We start from the raw sequence: 21,551 nt of genomic DNA on the forward strand, positions 1-21,551 counted from the left end.
GGAAGATCCTTTTCCTCACAGCGTGTATCAAATAAGAACCCCCAATCACGGAGGTTCTAGTCTTAATGAACATTAAAATATCGAGCTTCAGGGTGGGAGACGACGATCGCTGAAACAGATGCTTCAGGTTCCATCATGAATCCTTCTGTCAGGTGGATGCCGATTTTTTCAGGCTGAAGCAGCTTGAACAGCTTTTCTTGGTCCTCAAGATTTGGACACGCTGGATAACCAAAGGAATAGCGCTGCCCTTGATATTTCGCTTGAAATCGTTTTTCCATTGTAAAATCGACTGGGTCAGGGAAGCCCCATTTGTCACGAATCACTTGGTGGGTTCTTTCAGCTAATCCTTCTGCAAGCTCAAGTGCCAGAGCTTGGACAGCATGCATTTTTAAATAATCTCCTTCCTGCTTAAATTGCTGCGCGACTTCACGTATACGCGCGCCAGCTGTGACGGCGAATAAGGCAATATAATCTTTCTCGTTTTCATCACTTTTCCGTACATAATCAGAAATGGAGCGGTACGGGAGCTTCTCCTGCCTTGGAAATTGGAACGTTTCAATGATGCGGTCAGGCTTTTCGGGATCATAAATATGCAAATCATTTCCGTCTGAACCGGCAGGGAAGAATTGATACACAAATGCTGGCGCAAACCAGTTTTTCTCTCTGCCTTCGTTTAGAAGATCTGTGACAAGCTGTTTTAATTCCAATGCTTTTGGGTGCTGTTCAGCTAATAAGGTTTTGACCTTTCCCTTTAAGCCGAGATGATGACCAATGAGCATTTGTTCATTCACATAAGGCATAATATGATGCAAATCGATGTCCCTCACATAATGGCGTGCAGTATCTTCTGGCGTAAATACCGGTGCCTGAGGAAGGGCTACGCGTTTTTCTAGTAATTCAATGACAGCTTTCGGCTGCTTTCCTTCTTTCTCCTTGAAAGGTGCCACTGGCTCCTCTTCGGGCTTTGTTTGAAATTGCAGTGGATTCGCTTTTAACTCATTGGCTAATGACAGACCGTCCATGGCATCTTTTGCATAAAGAACAGGTCCATCATAATGAGGCGAAATTTTCATTTTCGTAAATTTGCGAGAAAGGGCAGCACCGCCGACCAAAATAGGAACAGAAATATTGGCCTTTTGTAAATCCTGAGCGGTTAATACCATTTGCTGTGCGGACTTTACAAGTAAGCCTGATAATCCGATCATATCTGGTTTTTCCTTTTGCACAGCTTCAATCAATGTTTGAGGTGTCACCTTGATGCCGAGGTCGACTACTTGAAAGCCGTTATTGCTCAAAATGATGTCGACAAGGTTTTTCCCGATATCATGGACATCTCCTTTTACGGTCGCAAGAAGAATCTTTCCTTTCCCGCTGGCATGCTGCTTTTCCATATATTGCTCAAGGAACGAAACAGATGCTTTCATGACCTCTGCTGATTGAAGCACCTCGGCGACAATCAGTTCGTTTTGATTAAAAAGACGACCAACCTCAGCCATTCCCTGCATTAACGGACCATTGATAATATGAAGCGGCGATTCATATTGCTCCAAAGCAAGGGATAAATCATCGATGAGACCTTCTTTCGTTCCTTCGACGACGTAGAGCGCCAGCCTTTCATCAAGTGATAAGGAGACCTTTGGTTTTTTCTCCGTTTTCTTTTTGCCGCGGTAAAATTGGGTGAATTCAGCCAGTGTTTGGTCATTTGTTTCATAAAGCAAGGTTTCAGCTAGTTTGATTTCTTCCTTTGGAATGGATGCGAAGCGCTCAAGCTTTTCCGTATTCACGATGGCATAGTCAAGTCCTGCTTGCACGCAGTGATACAAATAGACGGCATTTAAGATTTCTCTGCCAACAGGCGGAAGTCCGAAAGATACATTGCTGATGCCTAAAATGGTGAGGCACTCGGGCAGGGTTTCCTTGATCATTTTAATGCCTTTGATCGTTTCTTCAGCGGCGCCAATATATTGCTCGTCTCCAGTGCCTACAGGAAAGACAAGCGGATCAAAAATAATGTCACTTGCAGGAATTCCATATTTCTTCGTTAACAAATCATGCGAACGTATAGCAATTTCAAGCTTTCGTTCTGCTGTCACAGCCATTCCTATTTCATCAATTGTGCCAACAACAAGTGCACCGCCATATAGCTTCACAAGAGGTAGAATCTCTTCAAAACGTTCCACGCCATCCTCAAGATTAATAGAATTGATGATGGCTTTCCCTTGAGAATAGGTGAGTGCCTTTTCAATCACGTGTTTATCCGTTGAATCAATGACAAAAGGAGCTTTCACCTTTTTCATCGCTTCTTGTAAAAAGCCTTCCATGTCTGCTGCCTCATCACGGTCTGGATCGGCGAGACACACATCAACGACGTGAGCGCCATTTTTCACCTGAGCACGAGCAATTTCTGCTGCTTCTTCAAACTTTTGTTCCGCAATGAGCCGTTTGAATTTGCGAGAACCAATGACATTGGTCCGTTCGCCTACAAAAAGAGGACGCATTGAATCCTCATAAATAAGGGGCTCAATTCCTGATACGGTATGCTGCGGTGATTCGCGAGTGATATGACGCGGCTGAATCGTGCGTACTTCATCTGACAATGCTTGAATATGTGCAGGTGTCGTTCCGCAACAGCCGCCGACAATATTTAACCAGCCTTCCTTAGCAAAGGCAGCGATTTTTTTAGCAAGAGAAGCAGGGGATTCATGATATTGGCCTTCTTCATCTGGGAGACCAGCATTCGGATAGCAGCTCACCGCTGACTTTGCGATGGAGGAGAGCGTGCGGATGTGGTCTGTCATAAATTCTGGACCAGTCGCACAGTTCAGGCCCACACTGATGGGTTTCATATGCTCAAGAGAGATATAAAAGGCTTCGATATCCTGACCAGCAAGGGTGGTGCCCATTGGTTCAATCGTTCCTGATACCATGAGTGGTAATTGAATGCCCGTCTGCTGAAAGGCTTCCTGAATTCCTTTGAAACCAGCTTTTACATTCAGCATGTCTTGGCTTGTTTCTAAAAGAAGGGCATCACACTTTCCGTCAATTAGAGCGCGGGCCTGTTCTTCATAGTTTCTGACGAGCTCACTGAAGGTTGTGCCGCCTGTTACAGATAATGTTTTCGTTGTTGGGCCCATTGCGCCTACAACAAAACGTGGCTTATCCGGTGTGGAGAAACGGTCTGCTTCAGCCTTTGCCAGCTGTGCAGCTCGAACATTGAGTTCATAGGCAAGGTGGCCAAGCCCATATTCATCAAGAACGAGCTTTGTCGCGCCGAACGTATTTGTTTCAATGAGATCGGCACTTGCTTCGAGGTACTCCCTATGGATCGCACGGATGATGTGAGGGGCTGTCACATTCAAATACTCGTTACAGCCCTCATACTCTTCTCCGCCAAATTCCTCTGCTGTCAGGTTGGCGTTTTGAATCATTGTGCCCATTGCACCATCAAGGACGAGGATGCGTTTTTTGAGCTGTTCAGTGATAGTTGACATGGATGTTAGACTCCTTTTCTTTCTGATGGATGTAGGTGGTCAGTTCTGCTGTTAAATCTGATCGAAGGAAAGGAGTAATTAAATAAATGCCATTAAACAATTCGCAGGCTGTATCTAATAAAGAGCGGGCAATCGCTAAACCTTCTGCTCGCTGCTTTTCTTTATCCTCGCCAGCCTTAGCCATAATGTCACGAATAGAATCAGATAATTTGATGCCGGGAATTTCGTGATGAATAAACTCTGCATTTCGGCTGCTTGTTAACGGCATAATGCCGATGTAAATTGGTTTATCCAAGTGGCGGCTTTCCTCATGAATTTTCACAAGCTGTTCTTCAGAATAAACAGGCTGTGAAATAAAATAATCAGCGCCGTATTCGATTTTTTTCTCAAGACGTTTGACCGCTTTATCTATATGACGCACATTTGGGTTAAACGCGCCAGCCACTGAAAAATTGGTCTTTTTGCCAAGAGGCTTTCCTGAGAAAGAAAGGCCTTCATTAAATTGTTTGATGAGACGAATCAAATCAAAGGAGGTTAAATCATAGACAGATGTTGCACCTGGGAAGTCTCCAATTTTAGATGGATCGCCTGTGATCGCTAAAATATCGGTTAATCCAAGGGTGTCGAGCCCCATTAAATGGGATTGTAGCCCAATCAAATTACGGTCGCGGCATGTGATATGAACAAGAGAACGCATATCAAGCTGCTGCTTTAATAATGCGCCGCAAGCGACATTGCTAATGCGCGGAGTCGCAAGAGAATTATCGGCTAACGTTAACGCATCAATGCCAGCATTCTTTAATTCATTTGCAGCAACGAGAAATTTTTCGAAGTTCAGCTTCTTCGGTGGATCGAGCTCTACGATAATCGATCGTTTTTTCACAGCCAGCTCATCAAGACCTGGTTCAGTGCGCTGATCTTGGATGGAAATGATTTCTTCTTTTAACACCTTCACTTCTTTTTCAGTAATCGGTGCTAAATCTTTGACCGCTTCAGCCATTGTGCTAATATGTTGAGGTGTTGTTCCACAGCAGCCTCCGATAATGCGTGCGCCCTGATTTCTAAATTCAAGTGCACTTTTTCGGAAATAATCGTTATCAGTATCATAGACGAGTCTGCCTTCTTCAAGAGAGGGGAGACTACTGTTAGGATAGACAGATAAATGCGAATTTTCTAAAAGTGGAACGCCTTCAAGTGCCTGAATCATGTGATAAGGGCCCAGCCTGCAGTTGATGCCGACGACATCTGCACCAAGAGATGATAACTCAGATAAACCATCCTTCAGCGGGGTACCATCCTGCAAAACGCCTTGTTCATGCATAGAGACATTCATGACAATCGGAAGAGTCGTTTCTTTGCGAGCAATTTGGAGAACAGCCTTCGCTTCTTCTATGTCATAATACGTTTCAAGCAATAATCCGTCAGGCTCTTCATTTAATAGGATGTACAGCTGCTCTCTAAAACTTCGTTTGATTTCTTCTATAGAGTAGGCATTTTTGTTAAACGTTCGAATGCCGCCAATTGTTCCGAGAACATAAGCAGAGCCAGCGGCTGCTTTTGCAATTTGTACCGCTTTTGTATTGATGCGTTTCGTTTCTTCCTCTAAGCCGTAGCGGGATAGTTTAATATAATTCGCACCGTATGTGTTCGTTTGGATGATGTCAGCGCCTGCCTGCACATAAGCTTCGTGCACGCGTTTCACTTCATCCTCTTTCGATAAATTTAATTCTTCAAAACAGCGGTCAATGCCGTAAGAGTATAAAAGTGTTCCCATCGCTCCGTCAGCTATCAGTACGCGATTTTGTAAGTCTTGTAATAGGCCCATTGTATTCCTCCTTATTTCTATGTAACAAAAAAAGCCTTCTGATAAGAAGAAGACTTTTTGGCTGTATCGTAATTCTTCTCCTTATCTTCCAAGCAGTTGCTTGCTGGATTTAGCACCTTGGTCATAGAAAATAGATTTCTACTACACCGGTTGCTGAGGCTTCACAGGGCCAGTCCCTCTGCCTCTCTTGATAAGAAAGCAATATGAACATGTCAATGAATTGAACTTCCATCAACTGTAACGAAAAATGCAGAAATAATCAATGGAAAATTTGAAATTTATCGAAAATTTATAAATTGGACATCAATCGGCAAATCAGCCTTACGCATAAGAGAAATAACCTCTTGTAAATCATCTTTATTTTTCCCTGTCACACGCACTTGGTCATCCTGAAATTGTGATTTCACTTTGATGCCAGACTGCTTGATGAGTGCGTTAATCTTTTTAGCGTTGTCTTGATCAATCCCGCTGATCAGCTTCGCACGCTGGCGTACTGTACCGCCAAGAGCATGCTCGGTTTTTCCGTAATCGATGTTTTTAGTTGGCACATTTCGTTTGATCAGCTTTGTCACAAGTACATCTTTTAGCTGCTCAAGCTTGAAGTCATCATCAGAAATGAGAACAAGTTCTTCTTTTTCGAGAGAAATATCACTTTTACTTCCTTTAAAATCATAACGGTTTTTAATTTCTTTCAGCGCTGCTTGAACAGCGTTTTGCACCTCAGGCAGTTCGACTTTCGATACAATGTCAAATGAGCTTTCTTTTGCCATCACACATGACCTCCAAGTATTGATATTGCGTCTATTTTATCATGCCAATAGGCGAAGAAGAAACTTTATCGAAGAGATGAGGCAAAGAGTTCAGCCGGCTGCGGTATAAATCGTGACCAGTTTGTCCACTTTAGCTAACAGAACTAGAGATGTTCATGCGGGGAGAAGTATAGTAGAATAAAGTGAATCAAAAGATGAACGAACGCTCTTTTATGGGCAGATAGGAAGGAAGAGAACATGAGACCAGGTGAGCAACTGACCTTGCAAATAGAGAACGAAATGGAATACGGCTACTTTTTGACAGATGGTGAAGATTCGGTTCTCCTGCACCGCAGTGAAATGACAGAGGATCTTGATGACCGAGATGAAGTAGAGGTCTATTTATATGTAGATCATGAAGAAAGACTCGCTGCCACAATGAAAATCCCTACAATTAACGCACATACATATGGCTGGGTACAAGTTGTAGACGTGGTAGAAGACATGGGTGCATTTGTCGATGTTGGACTATCAAAGGATGCACTTGTTGCAACAGAACACCTCCCGCCATTTGAGGAAGCATGGCCGAAAAAAGGAGACAAACTCTACTGTATGCTGAAAGTCACAAGTTACGGCAGAATGTTCGCAAAACCAGCCACAGAAGACGTGATCAGTGAATTGTTTACTGAGGCACCAGAAACCTTAATGAACAAAGAAATCACTGGAACAATCTATCGTTTAATTGCGACAGGTTCTTTTATGCTGACAGATACAGGTGTGCGAGGGTTTATTCACCGCACGGAACGAAAAGAAGAGCCAAGACTAGGATCGACCGTTACGGGACGCGTTATTGCAGTGAAAGAGGATGGAACCGTGAACGTTTCTCTGCTTCCTAGAAAACAGGATGCATTATCTGTCGATGCAGAAGAAATTTTAACCTATATGAGAACAAGAAACGGCGCCATGCCTTACGGAGACAAAAGTGATCCAGAGGATATCCGCGAAAGATTTCAAATGAGCAAAGCCGCCTTTAAACGAGCACTAGGTCATCTGATGAAAAATGATCTCGTTTACCAAAAAGAAGGCTGGACATACGAGAAAAAGTGAGCATTTGCTCACTTCAGCGTGCAGACAAACCCTCGCATTCGGTGTCAGTCCTGCGTGCCAGTACTCACGAATGTCAAATTCGCTCCGCTCCGGTACTCGTCCCTCCTAGACTGCAAAGGTTTTCAGGTCACGCTGAAAAGAAGACAAAGTTCTAAAATAAAGTTCATTTTAGCCCTTTGTCAATGATCTAAAAGTGAGCATTTGCTCACTTTTTTATTTTTGTCTTAAATAATGGATTTTTTCTATGAAAAAAGTCATGAAAACCTTCACTATATCATTGAAACAACGCCCCTCAAATCCGATAAAAAAGGAGTAAGGATGATAAAAGGAGTGTGTTTTTGGATGAAAGTGAAGATTTCATTGCTTCTGATGGCAGCCATGCTTATGGTGCTCGCCGCATGCGGTAATCAACAGGAGGGGTCGCCAAAATCAACTGCGAAGCATATTGGCGTTATGCTCACAGATGATGGTCTTGGTGATCAATCATTTAACGATTCATCATTTAAAGGATTAGAAAAAGCACGTGATGAGCTTGGCATTGAATTTGATTATAGAGAAATTGCAGAAACTGATACATATGAAAAAGGGCTGACAGAACTCGTAAAAGATGGTAATGATCTCATTATCGGTGTAGGTTTTAGTATGCAAGAAGACCTAGAAAAAGTCGCAAAGAAATATCCGAAGAAGCAGTTTCTTCTGATCGATGCCGTATCTGAGCTGAAAAATGTGACCTCTGTGACGTTTAAAGAAGAGGAAGGCAGCTATTTAGCAGGTGCACTTGCTGCGATGACAACGAAAAGCGATGTCATTGGATTTGTTGGCGGTGTTGATGCAGACGTCATTCATCGTTTTGAAAAAGGGTTTCAAAAAGGCGCCAAATCAGTCAATCCAAAAATCAAAATCTTATCTACCTATGCCGGTACATTTAGTGATGCAGGTAAGGGCGGTAAAATAGCCAAAGATATGATCAAAAAGAAAGCAGACGTTTTATATGCTGCAGCCGGTTATTCAGGTGTTGGTGTATTAAAAGAAGCGCAATCGCAAGGCAAATATGCCATTGGTGTTGACAGCGATCAGTACTATACTGCGGAAAAAGCTGTGATTTCATCTATGGTGAAAAAAGTCGATGAAGTGGTTTATCAATTCAGCGAACAGGTCGTCAAGAACAATCAAATTAAAAGCGGGCATGTTGTCTATGACTTAAGCAATGATGGAATCGATATGGCAAAAATCCGGATCTTGAAAAATGCTGAGACACTGACCAAAAAATTAAATGGTCTGAAGCAGACGCTTCTGAAAGAAGAGGGGGGCGCATCATGAGTTTACGCGTCAAAATTTTACTCAACTCACTTATCTCACTTCTTTTAGCAGTTGGTGTCATTGCCTTTATCATTGTCAGCATGACAAAGATCCAATCATCAAATGAAGCAGATGTCCAAACCTTATTAAACGTACAAAAAACGAAGGCAAGCTTTGAAAGTGTCGAGCAAGCGATGACCAATTATTCGATGACACTTTCAGATGAACAGCTAGAGATCGTTCAAAACGATATTTCTACAGCAAAAAAACAGCTGCAAACGTTAAACAAGTATGCAGGAAATTTGAACAAAGAGGCATTAACAAGGTTAAATTCAAAATATGACACATGGACCAAAGAAGCAAACAATGCCATTGGTGAAAAAAACGCCTCGGATGCAAGACGTGTGGCAGCAAGAATTGATGGCGTTTTAAACGATGTGCATACGATGAATAAAAGAGCAGAAGAAGCGTATAAACAAAATCTAGAGGATGCAGCAGACAATGTACAATGGATTATTACAAGTGCACTCGTCTCAGCCCTCACACTGATTGTCATTGCCGTCTTTTTGAATATGGGGTTAACGCGATCCATCGTGACACCTATCAAATCACTATCCTACAGAGCAAAGCAGATCGCAGAAGGGAATCTTGCTGTGGAGCGGACAGATATTCAGCGTAAGGATGAAATCGGCGGCTTGAATGAATCCTTTAATCAAATGACAGATCAGTTGATTAGTTTGATTAAAGAAATCAGCCATGTCTCAAGCCGGGTAGAGACATTCTCGATCCACCTGAATGATGAAAATAAAAAGATGATGGAATCTGCCAATCAAGTATCTGTCTCAACAGACGAAATGGCCAATGGGTCACAAGCGATTTCAGAAGATCTCCAGCATGGCGTCAGCTTGATTGAGAAAATGGACCAGCATGGACGTAAAAATTCCGAACGCTCACAAACGGTCATCCGCAGTACAGAGGATGCCATCGAAGCCGTAGAAAGCGGAAAGCACACGTTAACAGAAACAAAATCAGCGATTGAAAAAAATACACATGCCACGAGACAAATCGAAGAATCAGCAGGAGAATTCACGCAATACGCCAGCGGAATCTCGGCCATGGCCAAAACGGTTTCTGACATTGCGGATCAAACAAACTTACTTTCCTTAAACGCAGCCATTGAAGCGGCAAGGGCAGGCGAAGCTGGAAAAGGCTTTGCCGTTGTAGCAGATGAAATTCGCAAGCTTGCCGATGAATCGTCAAATGCAACAAGACAAATTTTTGACATGGTCAGTCATATTGAAAGAGGGATTCAATCCATTAGTCAAACGGTTCAAGAAGGGGTCAAGCTTTCAATTCAGCAGCAGGATGCGATGGACAAAACCTCACACTCCTTTGAAGATATAGAAACAAAAGCGCAGCATATTAAACAAGAAATGGCGGTCTTAAATGACCAAATTATCCAATCAACAGAACTTGGCGGACAAGTACTGCACTCGATTGAAAATATTAGTGCAGTAGTAGAAGAAACAGCAGCTGGCAGCGAAGAAATTTCTGCCTCAGCAAATGAACAGCTGCAATCGTTCCATCAAATGAACAAACAAGTCGAAGAATTGATGAGTATGACGGCAAGGTTAAATGAAACTGTCCAGCGATTTAAACTTTCATAAGAAAAGCACCCTTCCCGTGTTGTATCAGGGAAGGGTGCTTTTTATGATCATTTGCCTGTAAAAAAGATCGCAAGCGTGCTAGGTCCTGAATGGGATCCCACAGCGGCGCCGATGATATGAATATCAATTTCTTTAGGATGAAATTCGTCTTCAATCAGTTGTTTCATGTCTTCTGCAAGTGCAGGATCATCACCATGACTAATGCCAACCGTTTGATTAGGCCAATCCGTTCCGCGTTCTTTCATTAGTTCAATAATGCGTTTCAGCAGCTTTTTACGTCCACGGATTTTTTCTAGTGGGATGAGTTTTCCATCTTCGACATGTAAAATGGGTTTAATGCTTAACAAACCGCCAACAAATGCGGACGCTTTACTGATCCTTCCGCCTCTTGCTAAATACGTTAAATCGTCTACAGTAAAAATATGTTGTAAAGATTCACAAAAATGCTTTACAGACGTTTCAATTTCTTGTATTGTATTTCCGTCAATGGCAAGTGATTGAGCGTGTTTGACAGCAAGCCCATAGCCGAGTGAAGCGCATTTAGAATCAATGATTCGTAAATCAAAATCAGGATATTCTTCCTTCACTTCATTTGCCATCATCATAGCTGTCTGATATGTACCTGAAAGCTCTGATGAAAAAGCGACATAGATGGCAGATGTATGGGTTTGAGCGGCAGAAACAAAGGCTTCCTTGATCCGGTTTGGTGAAGCCTGTGACGTTTTTGGACTGGCTCCTTGTCTCATCGCATCAAATACTTGTTTTGGTTCAATGGTGATCAAATCCTCAAATTCCTGCTCGCCAAGCAACACGCGGAGCGGAATGAGTGTTATGTTATGTTCATCATAATAAGAAAGAGGCAGATCAGCAGCACTGTCTGCTATGATATGAACAGTCATATAAATCCCTTCTTTCTAAAAAATAAGCCATATTTTACATCTTTTTAGCCTAACTATATCATAGAAATCATCTTTTCGTGTTCAAATTCTAAATTTTAGGGAAAACCATAGAGAGAATGGTAAGTGGAGGAATGACAACATGTTCATTGGAGAAGCAAAAAAACTCATTGTCGTCGTAATTGGTGCATTACTCAATGCGATTGGACTGAATTTATTCTTAATCCCAGCTGACGTATATGCGAGCGGTTTTACAGGGGTGGCCCAGCTGCTATCCAGCTTAATCGATCAATATGCGCCATTTTATGTATCAACAGGGATTCTATTATTTATTTTAAACATTCCAGTCGGCATTTTAGGCTGGATGAAAGTTGGCCGTTCCTTTACTTTGTACAGCATCATCAGTGTTGCACTAACAACCATTTTCCTTGGCGTTTTACCAGAAACGAGTGTTTCCCATGATATTTTATTAAATGCTGTGTTTGGTGGTGTCATATCCGCCGTTGGGATTGGGATCACGCTCAAATACGGGGCATCGACAGGCGGACTCGACATCGTTGCTATGGTATTAGCAAAATGGAAAGACAAACCAGTTGGCACGTATTTCTTCATTTTAAATGGAATCATCATTTTTACAGCAGGATTATTACAAGGTTGGGAGAAAGCATTATATACGCTTGTCACATTATATGTGACCACAAGGGTCATTGATGCCATCCATACAAGACATGAGAAGCTGACCGCGATGATTGTGACGAAAAAAGCAGATGAAATCAAAGAAGCCATTTACGGAAAAATGGTCAGAGGTATTACGACTGTACCTGCAAAAGGCGCATTCACCAACGAGCAAAAGGAAATGATGGTGATCGTCATTACAAGGTATGAGCTGTATGAACTTGAACAAATTATTAAAGAAGTCGATCCAAAAGCCTTTACAAATATTGTGCAGACAACCAATATTCTTGGATTTTTCAGACGAGATTAAAAAGGTGGGTAGCAGATGAAAAAAGGGTTGGTACTTCTTCTCATTCTATTGTTTTTAGCCGCTTGTGGACAACAAAAAAAGGATGAACCAGACAAGGAGGTTTCCGGTCAAATGGGAGAAAAAACGGTTGTACTCACAGTAGACCCCGTCCAGAAAGGTTCTTCAGTTCAATTTAACATGTCACTGAAAAATGAATCAGATCGAGATATTGAATTTACCTTTAACACAAGCCAAAAATTCGAACTCAGTGTGTATGACGAAAACGGGAACGAACAATATCGCTATTCGAAAGACCGTATGTTCACACAGGCCATCCAAACTTTTGTGCTGAAAAAAGGCGAGGCCTATGATTTTCAAGACACGTGGTCAAACGGTGTAAAGCCCGGAACATACGAAGCGGTTGTAACGTTTAAAGGAAAAGCAGAAGGGCTGAAACAAATCACGGAGAAGAAAACATTCCAAGTCAAATAAGCATGGGAATTAGAAAAAGCTGTCCATCAAATGTGGACAGCTTTTTTATGTCAGAGATCATCAAGCAAGTCTTGGAAGGTATGCAGCTGGTTTCTTTCTGCATCTGTTGAATTGGCAAATGCAGAGGATACGGCATTTTTCGCTCGTTTGACTGCCTGTTGACGCTCTAACCCAGATGAAAATGAAGAAGTAAGAGCCTCTTCAGTAAATGATTTGGCTTGATCAAAAAGTTCGTTTCTCACAATGAACCTCCAGAAGCATCAGTCTTCATATTTCCTCTGTCTGACGCTTCTTCAAGTGTCGAACGGTAAGGAAAACGTGCGTCATGAAGACTGACTGAATCTTTACCTTGTTGTATAAAGCGTTTCGATTTGCTTCTTTTACCCATTCGGAATCCGCCCCTTTACACAAGCTGACAGGACAACCTGTCTAACGGTAGTATGCCCGCTTCCATCTGCTATGTATGAATGGAAAAATTAAAGCGAGAAGTAATTCGTTAGAAACTTAGCAATCCCGTCTTGTTCATTCGTATCAGTGACTTCATTTGAGACACGTTTCACGGCATCAATTCCGTTGCCCATTGCCACACCACATCCAGCAAATTCAAGCATTTCTAAATCATTGTCTTCATCTCCGAATGCCACAATCCGCTCCTTAGGAACACCGTAATAATCACTGATCTTTTGCAGTCCAACAGCTTTGTTCATGCCTGTTTTAATGATTTCAATCACGTGCCACGGGGCAGCCCAGCGTCTGTGATCAATCACTTCTGCATGAACATCTGATAAATAGCTTCGAATAGCTCCGACGTCCTCTTCTTTTGCATGAATTAACACGCTCGTCACATTTTCTCCAAGGTTGTCCCTTAGGTCTCCAACAGTGACTTTGTTTGCATTCATATTAAAGATATCAATGAGTTTTTCATCATGATAATGGAAATACAAATCGTCTAACACTTCAGCTAACACATTGTGCACTTTATACTCTTCACTAATGTCTACAAGCTGTTTGACCACTTGAAGATCAAGTGACGTATGAAATCTGCCCCATTTTTCATCGAGAGGATGATGGACAAACGCTCCGTTAAAATTCACAATTGGTGAATCAAGCTGTAATTGCTGATAATAAGGAGAGCTGGATCGAAATGGCCGGCCTGTTGATATACAGACGTGATGCCCGCTGTCTCTCACTTTTTGAATGACGTCAAGTGTGTGCGCAGAAATGGTTTTATCATCTTTTAATAATGTGCCATCCAGGTCAAGTGCGATTAGATAAGGTTTAGTCTCCATAAAATCTCCTTTGATCTGTAAGTGATAGGAGGCAATCCATGTTAGCGCCTCTTTCTATAGTGTATCTTTATCACATCTTTGTTGTCTACATGTTAAAATAAACAAAGACGGGAATGATAAAGGAGGATTCATAGGCTGTGATCACCATTGATGAGCAAATTACGCGCGATATTCCATTTTTACATATCGTAAAAGCTGAAAATAAAGACAAACCGCTGCCGCTTGTATTTTTTATTCACGGATTTACAAGTGCACGAGAGCATAATTTACACTTCGCCTTCCATCTGGCGGAAAAAGGCATGAGAGTCATTTTGCCTGACTGTGCTTATCATGGTGTAAGATCAGAAAACCTCAACTTAGAGGAACTGGCATCAAAGTTCTGGGAAATTGTCCTGAACGAAATTCGTGAAATCGATATACTCAAAACATACTTTCAAGAAAAACAATTGATTGAAGCCGATTTGATAGGCGTTGCAGGTACTTCCATGGGCGGCATCACCACCTTTGGCGCACTTGCCAAGCATGATTGGATCAAAGCCGCTGTCAGCTTGATGGGGAGTCCGAACTATACGACGTTTCTAAAAGCACAGATCATGGACATGCGTCACAAAGGGTTGATGAAAGACATTACAGACGAAGAGGTTCATCTGCAACTAGACGCCCTGCGCCCATATGATTTAACGCTGCAAACGGATCGATTAAACAAAAGACCGCTGTTATTCTGGCATGCAGAAAATGATCCTGTAGTCCCTTACCGGCACGCAAAATCCCTATACGATGAGTTAGCGTCCACACAATATAAGCAGGATCCGCACCTGATTCGCTTTATCACTGATGGACAAGCTGGCCATAAGGTCTCAAGACAAGCGATGTTTGAAACGATTGACTGGTTTGTGACTCATCTGAAAAGCACAAACGTTTAGTCATAAGAAAAAGTACGTTATACTAATGGAAAAAGGAGTGGATATCATGGATGAAGCATTGAAAGAAAATATTTTAGGTGCCCTAGAACAGGTGATTGACCCTGAGCTGAATGTTGACATCGTCAACCTTGGACTTGTCTATGATGTCGATCTTGATGAGAATGGAAAAGCGGATATCACCATGACCTTAACATCAATGGGTTGTCCTCTTGCACCAATTATCGTGGATGAAGTCAAAAAAGCATTAAGTGATCTTCCAGAAGTAAAAGAAACAGAAGTTCACATCGTATGGAATCCGCCTTGGACACGAGACAAAATGTCAAGATACGCAAAAATCGCGCTCGGTATTCAATAAGCACAAAATGAAAAATGCCTGGTATGAGATAAACTCATGCCAGGTTTTTTTATGAAAAATTAAGGTGGAGGAAGAGAATGGCTTGATATAATGGATGTAATTTTATAGAACGGAGTACCTATCATGAAACGAAAATGGCTATGGGTCGTTCTTTTGATCGTATATGCTACTGCATTTTTTGTATCAATCACTATACGAGAAGGCCAAACACACAAAAAACAGGATCTTGAGGCTTTTACTGATGTTAGTCATCTCATGCCTGTCAAAATCAAAAAAGTTGTTCAAGGGAAAGAAATAGACACGTTAAAAGAAGTATTGAAAGAAGCAAAAGCAAAACACCTGCCGATTTCTATTGCCGGTAAACAGCATAGTATGGGCGGCCACACATATTATGAAAACGGCATCGTGCTCGATATGACGGAATTCCGCCAGATTTTAGCGTTTGATCCTAAAAAGAAAACGATTCGGGTTCAAAGCGGCGCTACATGGGATGATATACAAAAATATGTGAATCCATATGGTCTTGCTGTGAAGGTGATGCAATCGCAGAATATCTTTACAATTGGCGGATCTTTAAGTGCAAACGCACATGGACGTGACATTCGTTACGGGTCACTCATTGACACAGTTCGCTCATTCAGGCTGTTAAAAGCAGACGGTGAGATTGTCACAGTAAAGCCAGGCGATGATTTATTTACTGCCGTTATTGGGGGATACGGTTTGTTCGGCGTCATTTTAGATGTGGAGCTTTCTTTAACAAAAGATGAACTATATAAAATGGAGACAACCTCTCTGGGTTACGATGAGTATACGGATTATTTTCAAAAGCATGTCAAACACAATAAAGAAGTACGCATGCATCTTGCCAGAATCTCAACAGCGAAAACAAACTTTTTGAAAGAGATGTATGTGACGAATTATTCACTTACTTCACAACAAGGGATTGAATCATATCAAGAACTGAAAGAAGATCAACTCGTCATGCCTTTGAAATTTATGCTCGGCCTTTCAAGAAGATTTGATATGGGAAAAGATCTGCTCTGGAATTTGCAAAAAAAGTATTTCTTAAGTCAAAATGATCAGCTGATCACAAGAAACAATGTGATGCGTTCTGACTCTGCCTTTTTAGAATATGAAAATGAATCTGACACAGATGTGCTGCAGGAATATTTCGTCCCAGTTGACCGTTTTCGTGCGTACATCGATGACATGAGATCCTTTTTACAACAAGAAGATTTGAATCTAATGAATATCACAATACGTTATGTACAAAAAAATGAAAAAGCGGATCTCTCATATGCGAAACAAGATATGTTTGCACTTGTGCTTTTAGTGAATTACGGGTTCGAAAAAGAAGAGAAGGCGGAAGCCGAGCGAATCATTCGAAAAATGACAGATATCACGCTGCGGCACGATGGAAGCTATTACTTACCGTATATGCCTTATCAAACGAAAGCGCAAATGAAGCGGGCGTATCCTAAAACCGATGTATTCTTCCAAAAGAAAAAACAAGCAGATCCAGATGGCACGTTCACCAACTACTTTTATGAGAGGTACAATACACAATGAATGCAAAAGCAATGAAATGGTTCGTTTACTCACAAAGTCTGCTGTTTTTCGCCAGCAGTTTGATTTTCCCTTTTTACATTCTTTTTATTAAAAATGTTGGGTCAAGCTATTCACAGTTTGGTCTTGCCTACGGCCTGTTTGGTTTAAGCGGAGCATTTATTCATTTACTCTTAGGGAAACTGCCCGAAACCACCGACAGGCGGCTCTTTTTAATCATTCATTCGTTCGGTATGGCGTTTCTTTTGCTGCTTTTTCCGCATATAACAGAAGTGGAGCAAGTGTATATGATTCAGCTGGCACTTGGTGCGCTTGGCGGCTTTCAAAAGCACGGAGAGAAACTGCTCGTCACGGACCTTACAACAGAGAACAAAAGAATGAAAGAAGTCGGTCACTATCATTTTTGGACAGCCCTTTTTTCATCCATCGCTATTATGCTTGGAGGTCTGTTCGCTGATTTCTTTACCGTTTACTTCATTTTTTATGCAAGCTCTATATTATATTTATGCAGTGCGCTCATGGTCATCTATATCAAAAACGAAAGATAAATCCGCATGTCTCGTGAAGATATGCGGTTTTTTTGTTGAAAAAAAATGAAAACAAATATTAAATATACAATTGAATTAATTTTTATACATGTTATAATGTTAAATAATTTCACAAAGATCAAGAGGGTGTATTGACGTTGAAAATAGGTATTATAGGTGCTACAGGGTACGGTGGTGCGGAATTGGTTCGTATCTTCAAGCATCACCCGCATGTGGAGGAATGTATATTGTATTCATCAAGTGGTGATGGGCAATCATACAGTCAATCTTATCCACATCTAACAACGATTACTGACCAAACATTAAAAGCCATTGACCCGGCTGCTATTGTGCAAGAGACAGATGCTGTGTTTTTAGCGACTCCAGCAGGCGTATCAAGTGAACTGACGCCAAAGCTTATGAATCAAGGAGTGCCGATCATTGATTTATCAGGTGATTTGCGCATTCAAGATGGAGCCACCTATGAAGCTTGGTATAAACGAAGGGCAGCGGATGAAGCATCTGTTCAACAAGCGGTGTACGGTTTATCCGAACTGAATCGTGACAAAATTCAACAAGCTGAAGTGATTGCCAATCCGGGCTGCTTTCCTACCGCAGTTCTTCTCGGTTTAGCACCACTCATCAAACAGAATGTCATCGATGAATCTATGATTATAATAGATGCAAAAACAGGGGTGTCCGGTGCCGGACGATCTGCCTCACTTGGAACGCATTTTTCAGAACTAAACGATAACTTTAAAATTTATAAGGTGAATGAGCATCAGCATACGCCAGAAATAGAGCAAATATTAAGAGAATGGAATCCGCAGACGGCGAACGTCACATTTTCTACGCATCTTGTCCCGATGACAAGAGGGATTATGGCGACGATGTATACACAATTAAAAACCGATGTCACAAAAGAAGAATTGATGAAGCGAATGAAAGGCTTTTATGAAGATTCCTATTTTGTCAGAGTGAGAGATCACGGAATTTATCCACAAACGAAAGAAGTATATGGCAGTAACTTCTGTGACATTGGCTTTCATTTAGATGAGCGAACAGGGAGACTTACAATCGTGTCGGTCATAGACAATCTCATGAAAGGCGCGGCCGGCCAAGCGGTTCAAAACTTCAACATCATCAAAGGCTTACATGAAGAGGCGGGCCTCACAATGACACCTCTTTATCCATAAGAGAACAGGGGAGACAACAAACATGATCGAATTGAATGAAAAAAGCATTGTCAAAATAGACGGTGACGTATCATCACCAAAAGGCTTTGAAGCGAAGGGGATTCACATTGGCTTGCGCTATTCAAAAAAAGACCTTGGCCTCATCGTCAGCGAAGTACCAGCAGCAAGTGCAGCGGTCTACACACAAAGTCACTTTCAAGCTGCGCCTCTCAAAGTCACACAACAAAGCTTAAAAAAGACAGGACAATTAAAAGGTGTCATTGTCAATAGTGCCATCGCCAATGCATGTACTGGTGAGCAGGGATTAAAAGACGCGTACGACATGCAGGCAGCCTGTGCAGATATGTTAGGTGTAGCACCTGATTACATCGCTGTTTCTTCTACTGGTGTCATTGGGGAATGTCTGGAGATGGATAAAATCAAAAAGGGCATCGCCGAGTTAAAAGAAGCAAAAGCCGAAAAAGGCCATTTTGAAGAAGCGATCTTAACGACAGATACTGTCATTAAAAATACAACATACACCCTTACGATAGACGGAAAAGAGATCATCATTTCAGGCGCAGCAAAAGGCTCTGGCATGATTCACCCGAACATGGCGACAATGCTTGGCTTTGTCACAACAGATGCAAATGTCGAACAGGAAGCCTTACAGCAAGCGCTTCGTGACATTACGGATGTGACCTTTAATCAAATTACCGTCGATGGAGAAACGTCGACAAACGATATGGTGCTCGTGATGGCAAATGGCATGGCAGAAAACGATGTACTCAATGAAGAGCATCCAGAATGGCCTTTGTTTAAAGAAGGATTAAAACTAGCTTGTGAGGATTTAGCCAAAGAGATTGCGAGAGATGGAGAAGGTGCAACGAAATTAATTGAAGCGAAAGTCGCTGGTGCTAAAAATAATTTGGAAGCCGGCATCATTGCGAAAAAAATCGTTGGTTCAAGTCTTGTCAAAACCGCCGTATATGGTACGGATGCTAACTGGGGTCGAATCGTTGGAGCCATTGGTCATAGCGCAGCTTCCGTCACTCCGGAAGAGGTAGAAGTTTATTTAGGCGGACAATGTTTATTCAAACACAATGAACCGCAGCCATTCTCAGAAGAGGAAGCAAAAGCATATCTAGAGCAGGATGAGATTACGATTTTCATTCAAATGAGTGAGGGAAATGGTGAAGCAGCAGCTTGGGGCTGTGATCTCACCTATGATTATGTGAAAATTAACGCGAGCTATCGCACATAAAGAAGGAGATAGACATGGATAAAACGATCGTGTTCAAGTGTGGAGGCAGTGTCATTCGAGAACTTTCAGATACCTTCTATGAAAATGTCCGCTCACTTCAAGCTGCTGGGTTTAAGCTGGCTATCGTGCATGGCGGAGGACCTGAAATCACCGACATGCTGCAAAAATTAGAAGTGAAAACAGAATTTGTTGACGGTCAGCGTAAAACAACGAAGCCTGTGTTAGAGGTAGCCGAAATGGTTCTCTCGGGAACAGTCAATAAATACTTTGTGTCAGAGCTCGCAAAGCATGATATACCATCTGTCGGCGTATCCGGTAAAGATGGGCAGATGCTTGTCGCCGATTTCCTTGATCAAGACGTTTATGGGTACGTTGGCGAAATCAAAGAAGTTCATCCAGAAATGGCGGAAGCACTCATGGAGAAACAATTCATTCCTGTAATTGCGCCGCTGTCTATGACGGAAGAATGCCAAACCTTAAATGTGAATGCTGATTTAGCAGCATCAGCTGTCGCCGGAGCCATGAAAGCTGATAAGCTCATGTTTGTCACAGATGTTGAAGGCATTTTAAAAAATGGTGAACTATTAGATGTCGTCACCGAACAAGAAGCCCTTTCACTCATTGATGAAGGCATTATTTCCGGGGGAATGATTCCAAAAGTACAATCCGCTTTGAGTGCTTTATCAGGTGATGTAGATGAAGTGATGATCGTAAATGGCAAAGGCAGTATCTTTACAGGAGAAACCTTTAAAGGCACAAGAATCGTAAAACAAAAGGAGGCGGTCCTGTGAGTCATCTTTTTCAAAATTATGGACGGTGGAATGTTGAAATTAAAGAGGCAGCAGGTTCTTGGGCAGTCGATACAAATGGGAAAAAATATTTAGACTTTATCCAAGGCATTGCAGTAACAAATTTAGGCCACAATCATCCAAAGGTCAATCAAGCCATTAAGGAACAGCTTGATCACGTCTGGCATGTGTCGAATCTGTTTGAAAATGGTCTGCAAGAAAAAGCAGCAGAAAAGCTGGCAGCAAACAGTTCAGGCGATCTCGTTTTTTTCTGCAATAGCGGCGCAGAGGCAAATGAAGGTGCCATTAAATTAGCACGTAAAGCGACAGGGAAAACAAATATCATCACATTTTTGCACTCTTTCCATGGGCGCACGTATGCTGGTATGGCTGCCACAGGTCAAGATAAAATCAAAACTGGCTTTGGTCCTATGCTAGAAGGCTTTCACTATGTACCGTTTAATGATCCAGACGCTATGTCAGCCTGTGCAGTCGATGATGTGGCAGCGGTGATGCTGGAGGTTGTGCAAGGTGAAGGTGGAGTGAATCCAGCGACACCAGAATTTCTAGAAGCAGTTCAAGCATTTTGTGAAAAGCATGAAGCACTGCTGATTGTAGACGAAATTCAAACGGGCATCGGTCGTACAGGAACAGCATTTGCGTACGAAGAGACGTGTCTTGATCCTGATATTATCTCTGCAGCAAAAGGGTTAGGAAACGGCTTTCCAGTTGGTGCAGTTATAGGGAAAAAAGCTCTAGGAGATGCATTCTCCCCAGGTTCACATGGTACAACATTTGGTGGAAATATGCTTGCCATGGCCGCTGTGAATGCGACACTCGATGTAATTTTCCAAGAAGAGTTTCTTTCAGAAGTGAAAGAAAAGGGTGATTACTTGTTAGAAAAGCTGCAAAATGTCAAACAGCTGAATATCGTAAAAGAGGTGCGGGGAAAAGGATTGATGGCAGGTATTGAATGTGGTCAGCCAGTCGGTGAATATATCACAGCTCTTAGAGAACTGGGGTTGCTGGTGCTTCCAGCTGGTCCCAATGTCATTCGTTTATTACCTCCGCTGAATGTGAAGAAAGCAGAGCTGGATCAAGCGATCGAAGCAATTGTTCAAGTATTAGCCAATAAAACAGTTTCGGTGTAAATTTTTTTACAAAGAAACGTATA

Annotated in this window: 20 protein-coding genes and 1 riboswitch; of the genes, 13 read left to right on the forward strand and 7 right to left on the reverse strand. The window is 42.0% G+C overall.

All coding sequences use genetic code 11. The features are described from left to right. Positions 1-62: 62 nt before the first annotated feature. The 3 genes from metH to QR42_RS05330 form a co-directional block, all read right to left on the reverse strand. Complete coding sequence (gene metH / locus QR42_RS05320; protein ID WP_039177724.1) at positions 63-3,491, reverse strand: methionine synthase; 3,429 nt, start codon at positions 3,489-3,491, stop codon at positions 63-65. After that, a complete protein-coding gene (locus QR42_RS05325; protein WP_039177725.1) occupies positions 3,475-5,316 on the reverse strand; it encodes a bifunctional homocysteine S-methyltransferase/methylenetetrahydrofolate reductase in 1,842 nt (613 codons plus the stop codon). The genes metH and QR42_RS05325 overlap by 17 nt, the downstream gene beginning before the upstream one ends. A 78-nt stretch (positions 5,317-5,394) precedes the next feature. Next, a riboswitch (SAM riboswitch) is annotated at positions 5,395-5,513 on the reverse strand. Between the two features lie 81 nt (positions 5,514-5,594). Continuing rightward, positions 5,595-6,086 (reverse strand): YajQ family cyclic di-GMP-binding protein, encoded by a 492-nt coding sequence (locus QR42_RS05330; protein ID WP_012009527.1) that lies wholly within the window; start codon positions 6,084-6,086, stop codon positions 5,595-5,597. Between the two features lie 237 nt (positions 6,087-6,323). Between QR42_RS05330 and QR42_RS05335 the strand changes: the two genes are divergently transcribed. The 3 genes from QR42_RS05335 to QR42_RS05345 all read left to right on the forward strand — a co-directional run bounded on the left by QR42_RS05335 (position 6,324) and on the right by QR42_RS05345 (position 10,138). Then, positions 6,324-7,172: a CvfB family protein gene (locus tag QR42_RS05335; RefSeq protein WP_039177728.1), complete on the forward strand. Its 849-nt coding sequence runs from the start codon at positions 6,324-6,326 to the stop codon at positions 7,170-7,172. A gap of 342 nt (positions 7,173-7,514) precedes the next feature. After that, positions 7,515-8,492 (forward strand): BMP family lipoprotein, encoded by a 978-nt coding sequence (locus QR42_RS05340; protein ID WP_039177730.1) that lies wholly within the window; start codon positions 7,515-7,517, stop codon positions 8,490-8,492. After that, positions 8,489-10,138, forward strand: a complete 1,650-nt coding sequence (locus tag QR42_RS05345; RefSeq protein WP_039177734.1) for a methyl-accepting chemotaxis protein — start codon at positions 8,489-8,491, stop codon at positions 10,136-10,138. The genes QR42_RS05340 and QR42_RS05345 overlap by 4 nt, the downstream gene beginning before the upstream one ends. A 47-nt stretch (positions 10,139-10,185) precedes the next feature. Here QR42_RS05345 and QR42_RS05350 read toward each other — a convergent pair whose 3' ends face one another. After that, on the reverse strand, positions 10,186-11,037 hold the full coding sequence (locus QR42_RS05350) for a DegV family protein (RefSeq protein ID WP_039177737.1): 852 nt from the start codon (positions 11,035-11,037) through the stop codon (positions 10,186-10,188). 139 nt (positions 11,038-11,176) lie between these two features. Here QR42_RS05350 and QR42_RS05355 point away from each other — a divergent pair, with 139 nt between their 5' ends. Both QR42_RS05355 and QR42_RS05360 read left to right on the forward strand, forming a co-directional pair. After that, positions 11,177-12,019 (forward strand): YitT family protein, encoded by an 843-nt coding sequence (locus QR42_RS05355; RefSeq protein WP_039177740.1) that lies wholly within the window; start codon positions 11,177-11,179, stop codon positions 12,017-12,019. Between the two features lie 15 nt (positions 12,020-12,034). Next, a complete protein-coding gene (locus tag QR42_RS05360; RefSeq protein WP_039177744.1) occupies positions 12,035-12,490 on the forward strand; it encodes a BsuPI-related putative proteinase inhibitor in 456 nt (151 codons plus the stop codon). Between the two features lie 50 nt (positions 12,491-12,540). Here the strand turns inward: QR42_RS05360 and QR42_RS05365 are convergent, their stop codons facing one another. From QR42_RS05365 to QR42_RS05375, 3 genes are all read right to left on the reverse strand, one after another. Next, entirely contained in the window at positions 12,541-12,732 is a 192-nt protein-coding gene (locus tag QR42_RS05365) for a DUF3813 domain-containing protein (protein WP_024425070.1), read from the reverse strand. Then, positions 12,729-12,878: a hypothetical protein gene (locus QR42_RS05370; RefSeq protein ID WP_024425069.1), complete on the reverse strand. Its 150-nt coding sequence runs from the start codon at positions 12,876-12,878 to the stop codon at positions 12,729-12,731. The genes QR42_RS05365 and QR42_RS05370 overlap by 4 nt, the downstream gene beginning before the upstream one ends. 88 nt (positions 12,879-12,966) lie before the next feature. Continuing rightward, a complete protein-coding gene (locus QR42_RS05375) occupies positions 12,967-13,779 on the reverse strand; it encodes a Cof-type HAD-IIB family hydrolase (protein ID WP_024425068.1) in 813 nt (270 codons plus the stop codon). Between the two features lie 137 nt (positions 13,780-13,916). Here QR42_RS05375 and QR42_RS05380 point away from each other — a divergent pair, with 137 nt between their 5' ends. From QR42_RS05380 to QR42_RS05415, 8 genes are all read left to right on the forward strand, one after another. Beyond that, positions 13,917-14,702: an alpha/beta fold hydrolase gene (locus tag QR42_RS05380; RefSeq protein ID WP_039177751.1), complete on the forward strand. Its 786-nt coding sequence runs from the start codon at positions 13,917-13,919 to the stop codon at positions 14,700-14,702. Positions 14,703-14,748: 46 nt separating this feature from the next. After that, on the forward strand, positions 14,749-15,057 hold the full coding sequence (locus QR42_RS05385; protein ID WP_024425066.1) for a metal-sulfur cluster assembly factor: 309 nt from the start codon (positions 14,749-14,751) through the stop codon (positions 15,055-15,057). Positions 15,058-15,180: 123 nt separating this feature from the next. Further along, positions 15,181-16,626 (forward strand): FAD-binding oxidoreductase, encoded by a 1,446-nt coding sequence (locus tag QR42_RS05390; RefSeq protein WP_039177755.1) that lies wholly within the window; start codon positions 15,181-15,183, stop codon positions 16,624-16,626. Next, entirely contained in the window at positions 16,623-17,171 is a 549-nt protein-coding gene (locus tag QR42_RS05395) for an MFS transporter (protein ID WP_039177758.1), read from the forward strand. The genes QR42_RS05390 and QR42_RS05395 overlap by 4 nt, the downstream gene beginning before the upstream one ends. 137 nt (positions 17,172-17,308) lie before the next feature. Beyond that, the gene (gene argC / locus QR42_RS05400) at positions 17,309-18,346 is read left to right on the forward strand and encodes an N-acetyl-gamma-glutamyl-phosphate reductase (RefSeq protein ID WP_039177761.1); all 1,038 of its coding nucleotides are present in this window, start codon (positions 17,309-17,311) and stop codon (positions 18,344-18,346) included. A 22-nt stretch (positions 18,347-18,368) separates the two neighbouring features. After that, complete coding sequence (gene argJ, locus QR42_RS05405) at positions 18,369-19,589, forward strand: bifunctional ornithine acetyltransferase/N-acetylglutamate synthase (protein ID WP_039177764.1); 1,221 nt, start codon at positions 18,369-18,371, stop codon at positions 19,587-19,589. Positions 19,590-19,603: 14 nt separating this feature from the next. Further along, on the forward strand, positions 19,604-20,380 hold the full coding sequence (argB, locus tag QR42_RS05410; RefSeq protein WP_039177767.1) for an acetylglutamate kinase: 777 nt from the start codon (positions 19,604-19,606) through the stop codon (positions 20,378-20,380). Continuing rightward, the gene (locus tag QR42_RS05415; protein ID WP_039177771.1) at positions 20,377-21,528 is read left to right on the forward strand and encodes an acetylornithine transaminase; all 1,152 of its coding nucleotides are present in this window, start codon (positions 20,377-20,379) and stop codon (positions 21,526-21,528) included. The genes argB and QR42_RS05415 overlap by 4 nt, the downstream gene beginning before the upstream one ends. The last annotated feature ends 23 nt before the right edge of the window (positions 21,529-21,551 follow it).

It is taken from the genome of Bacillus sp. WP8, from assembly GCF_000800825.1.
In the GTDB taxonomy this organism is placed as follows: Bacteria; Bacillota; Bacilli; order Bacillales; family Bacillaceae; genus Bacillus; species Bacillus safensis.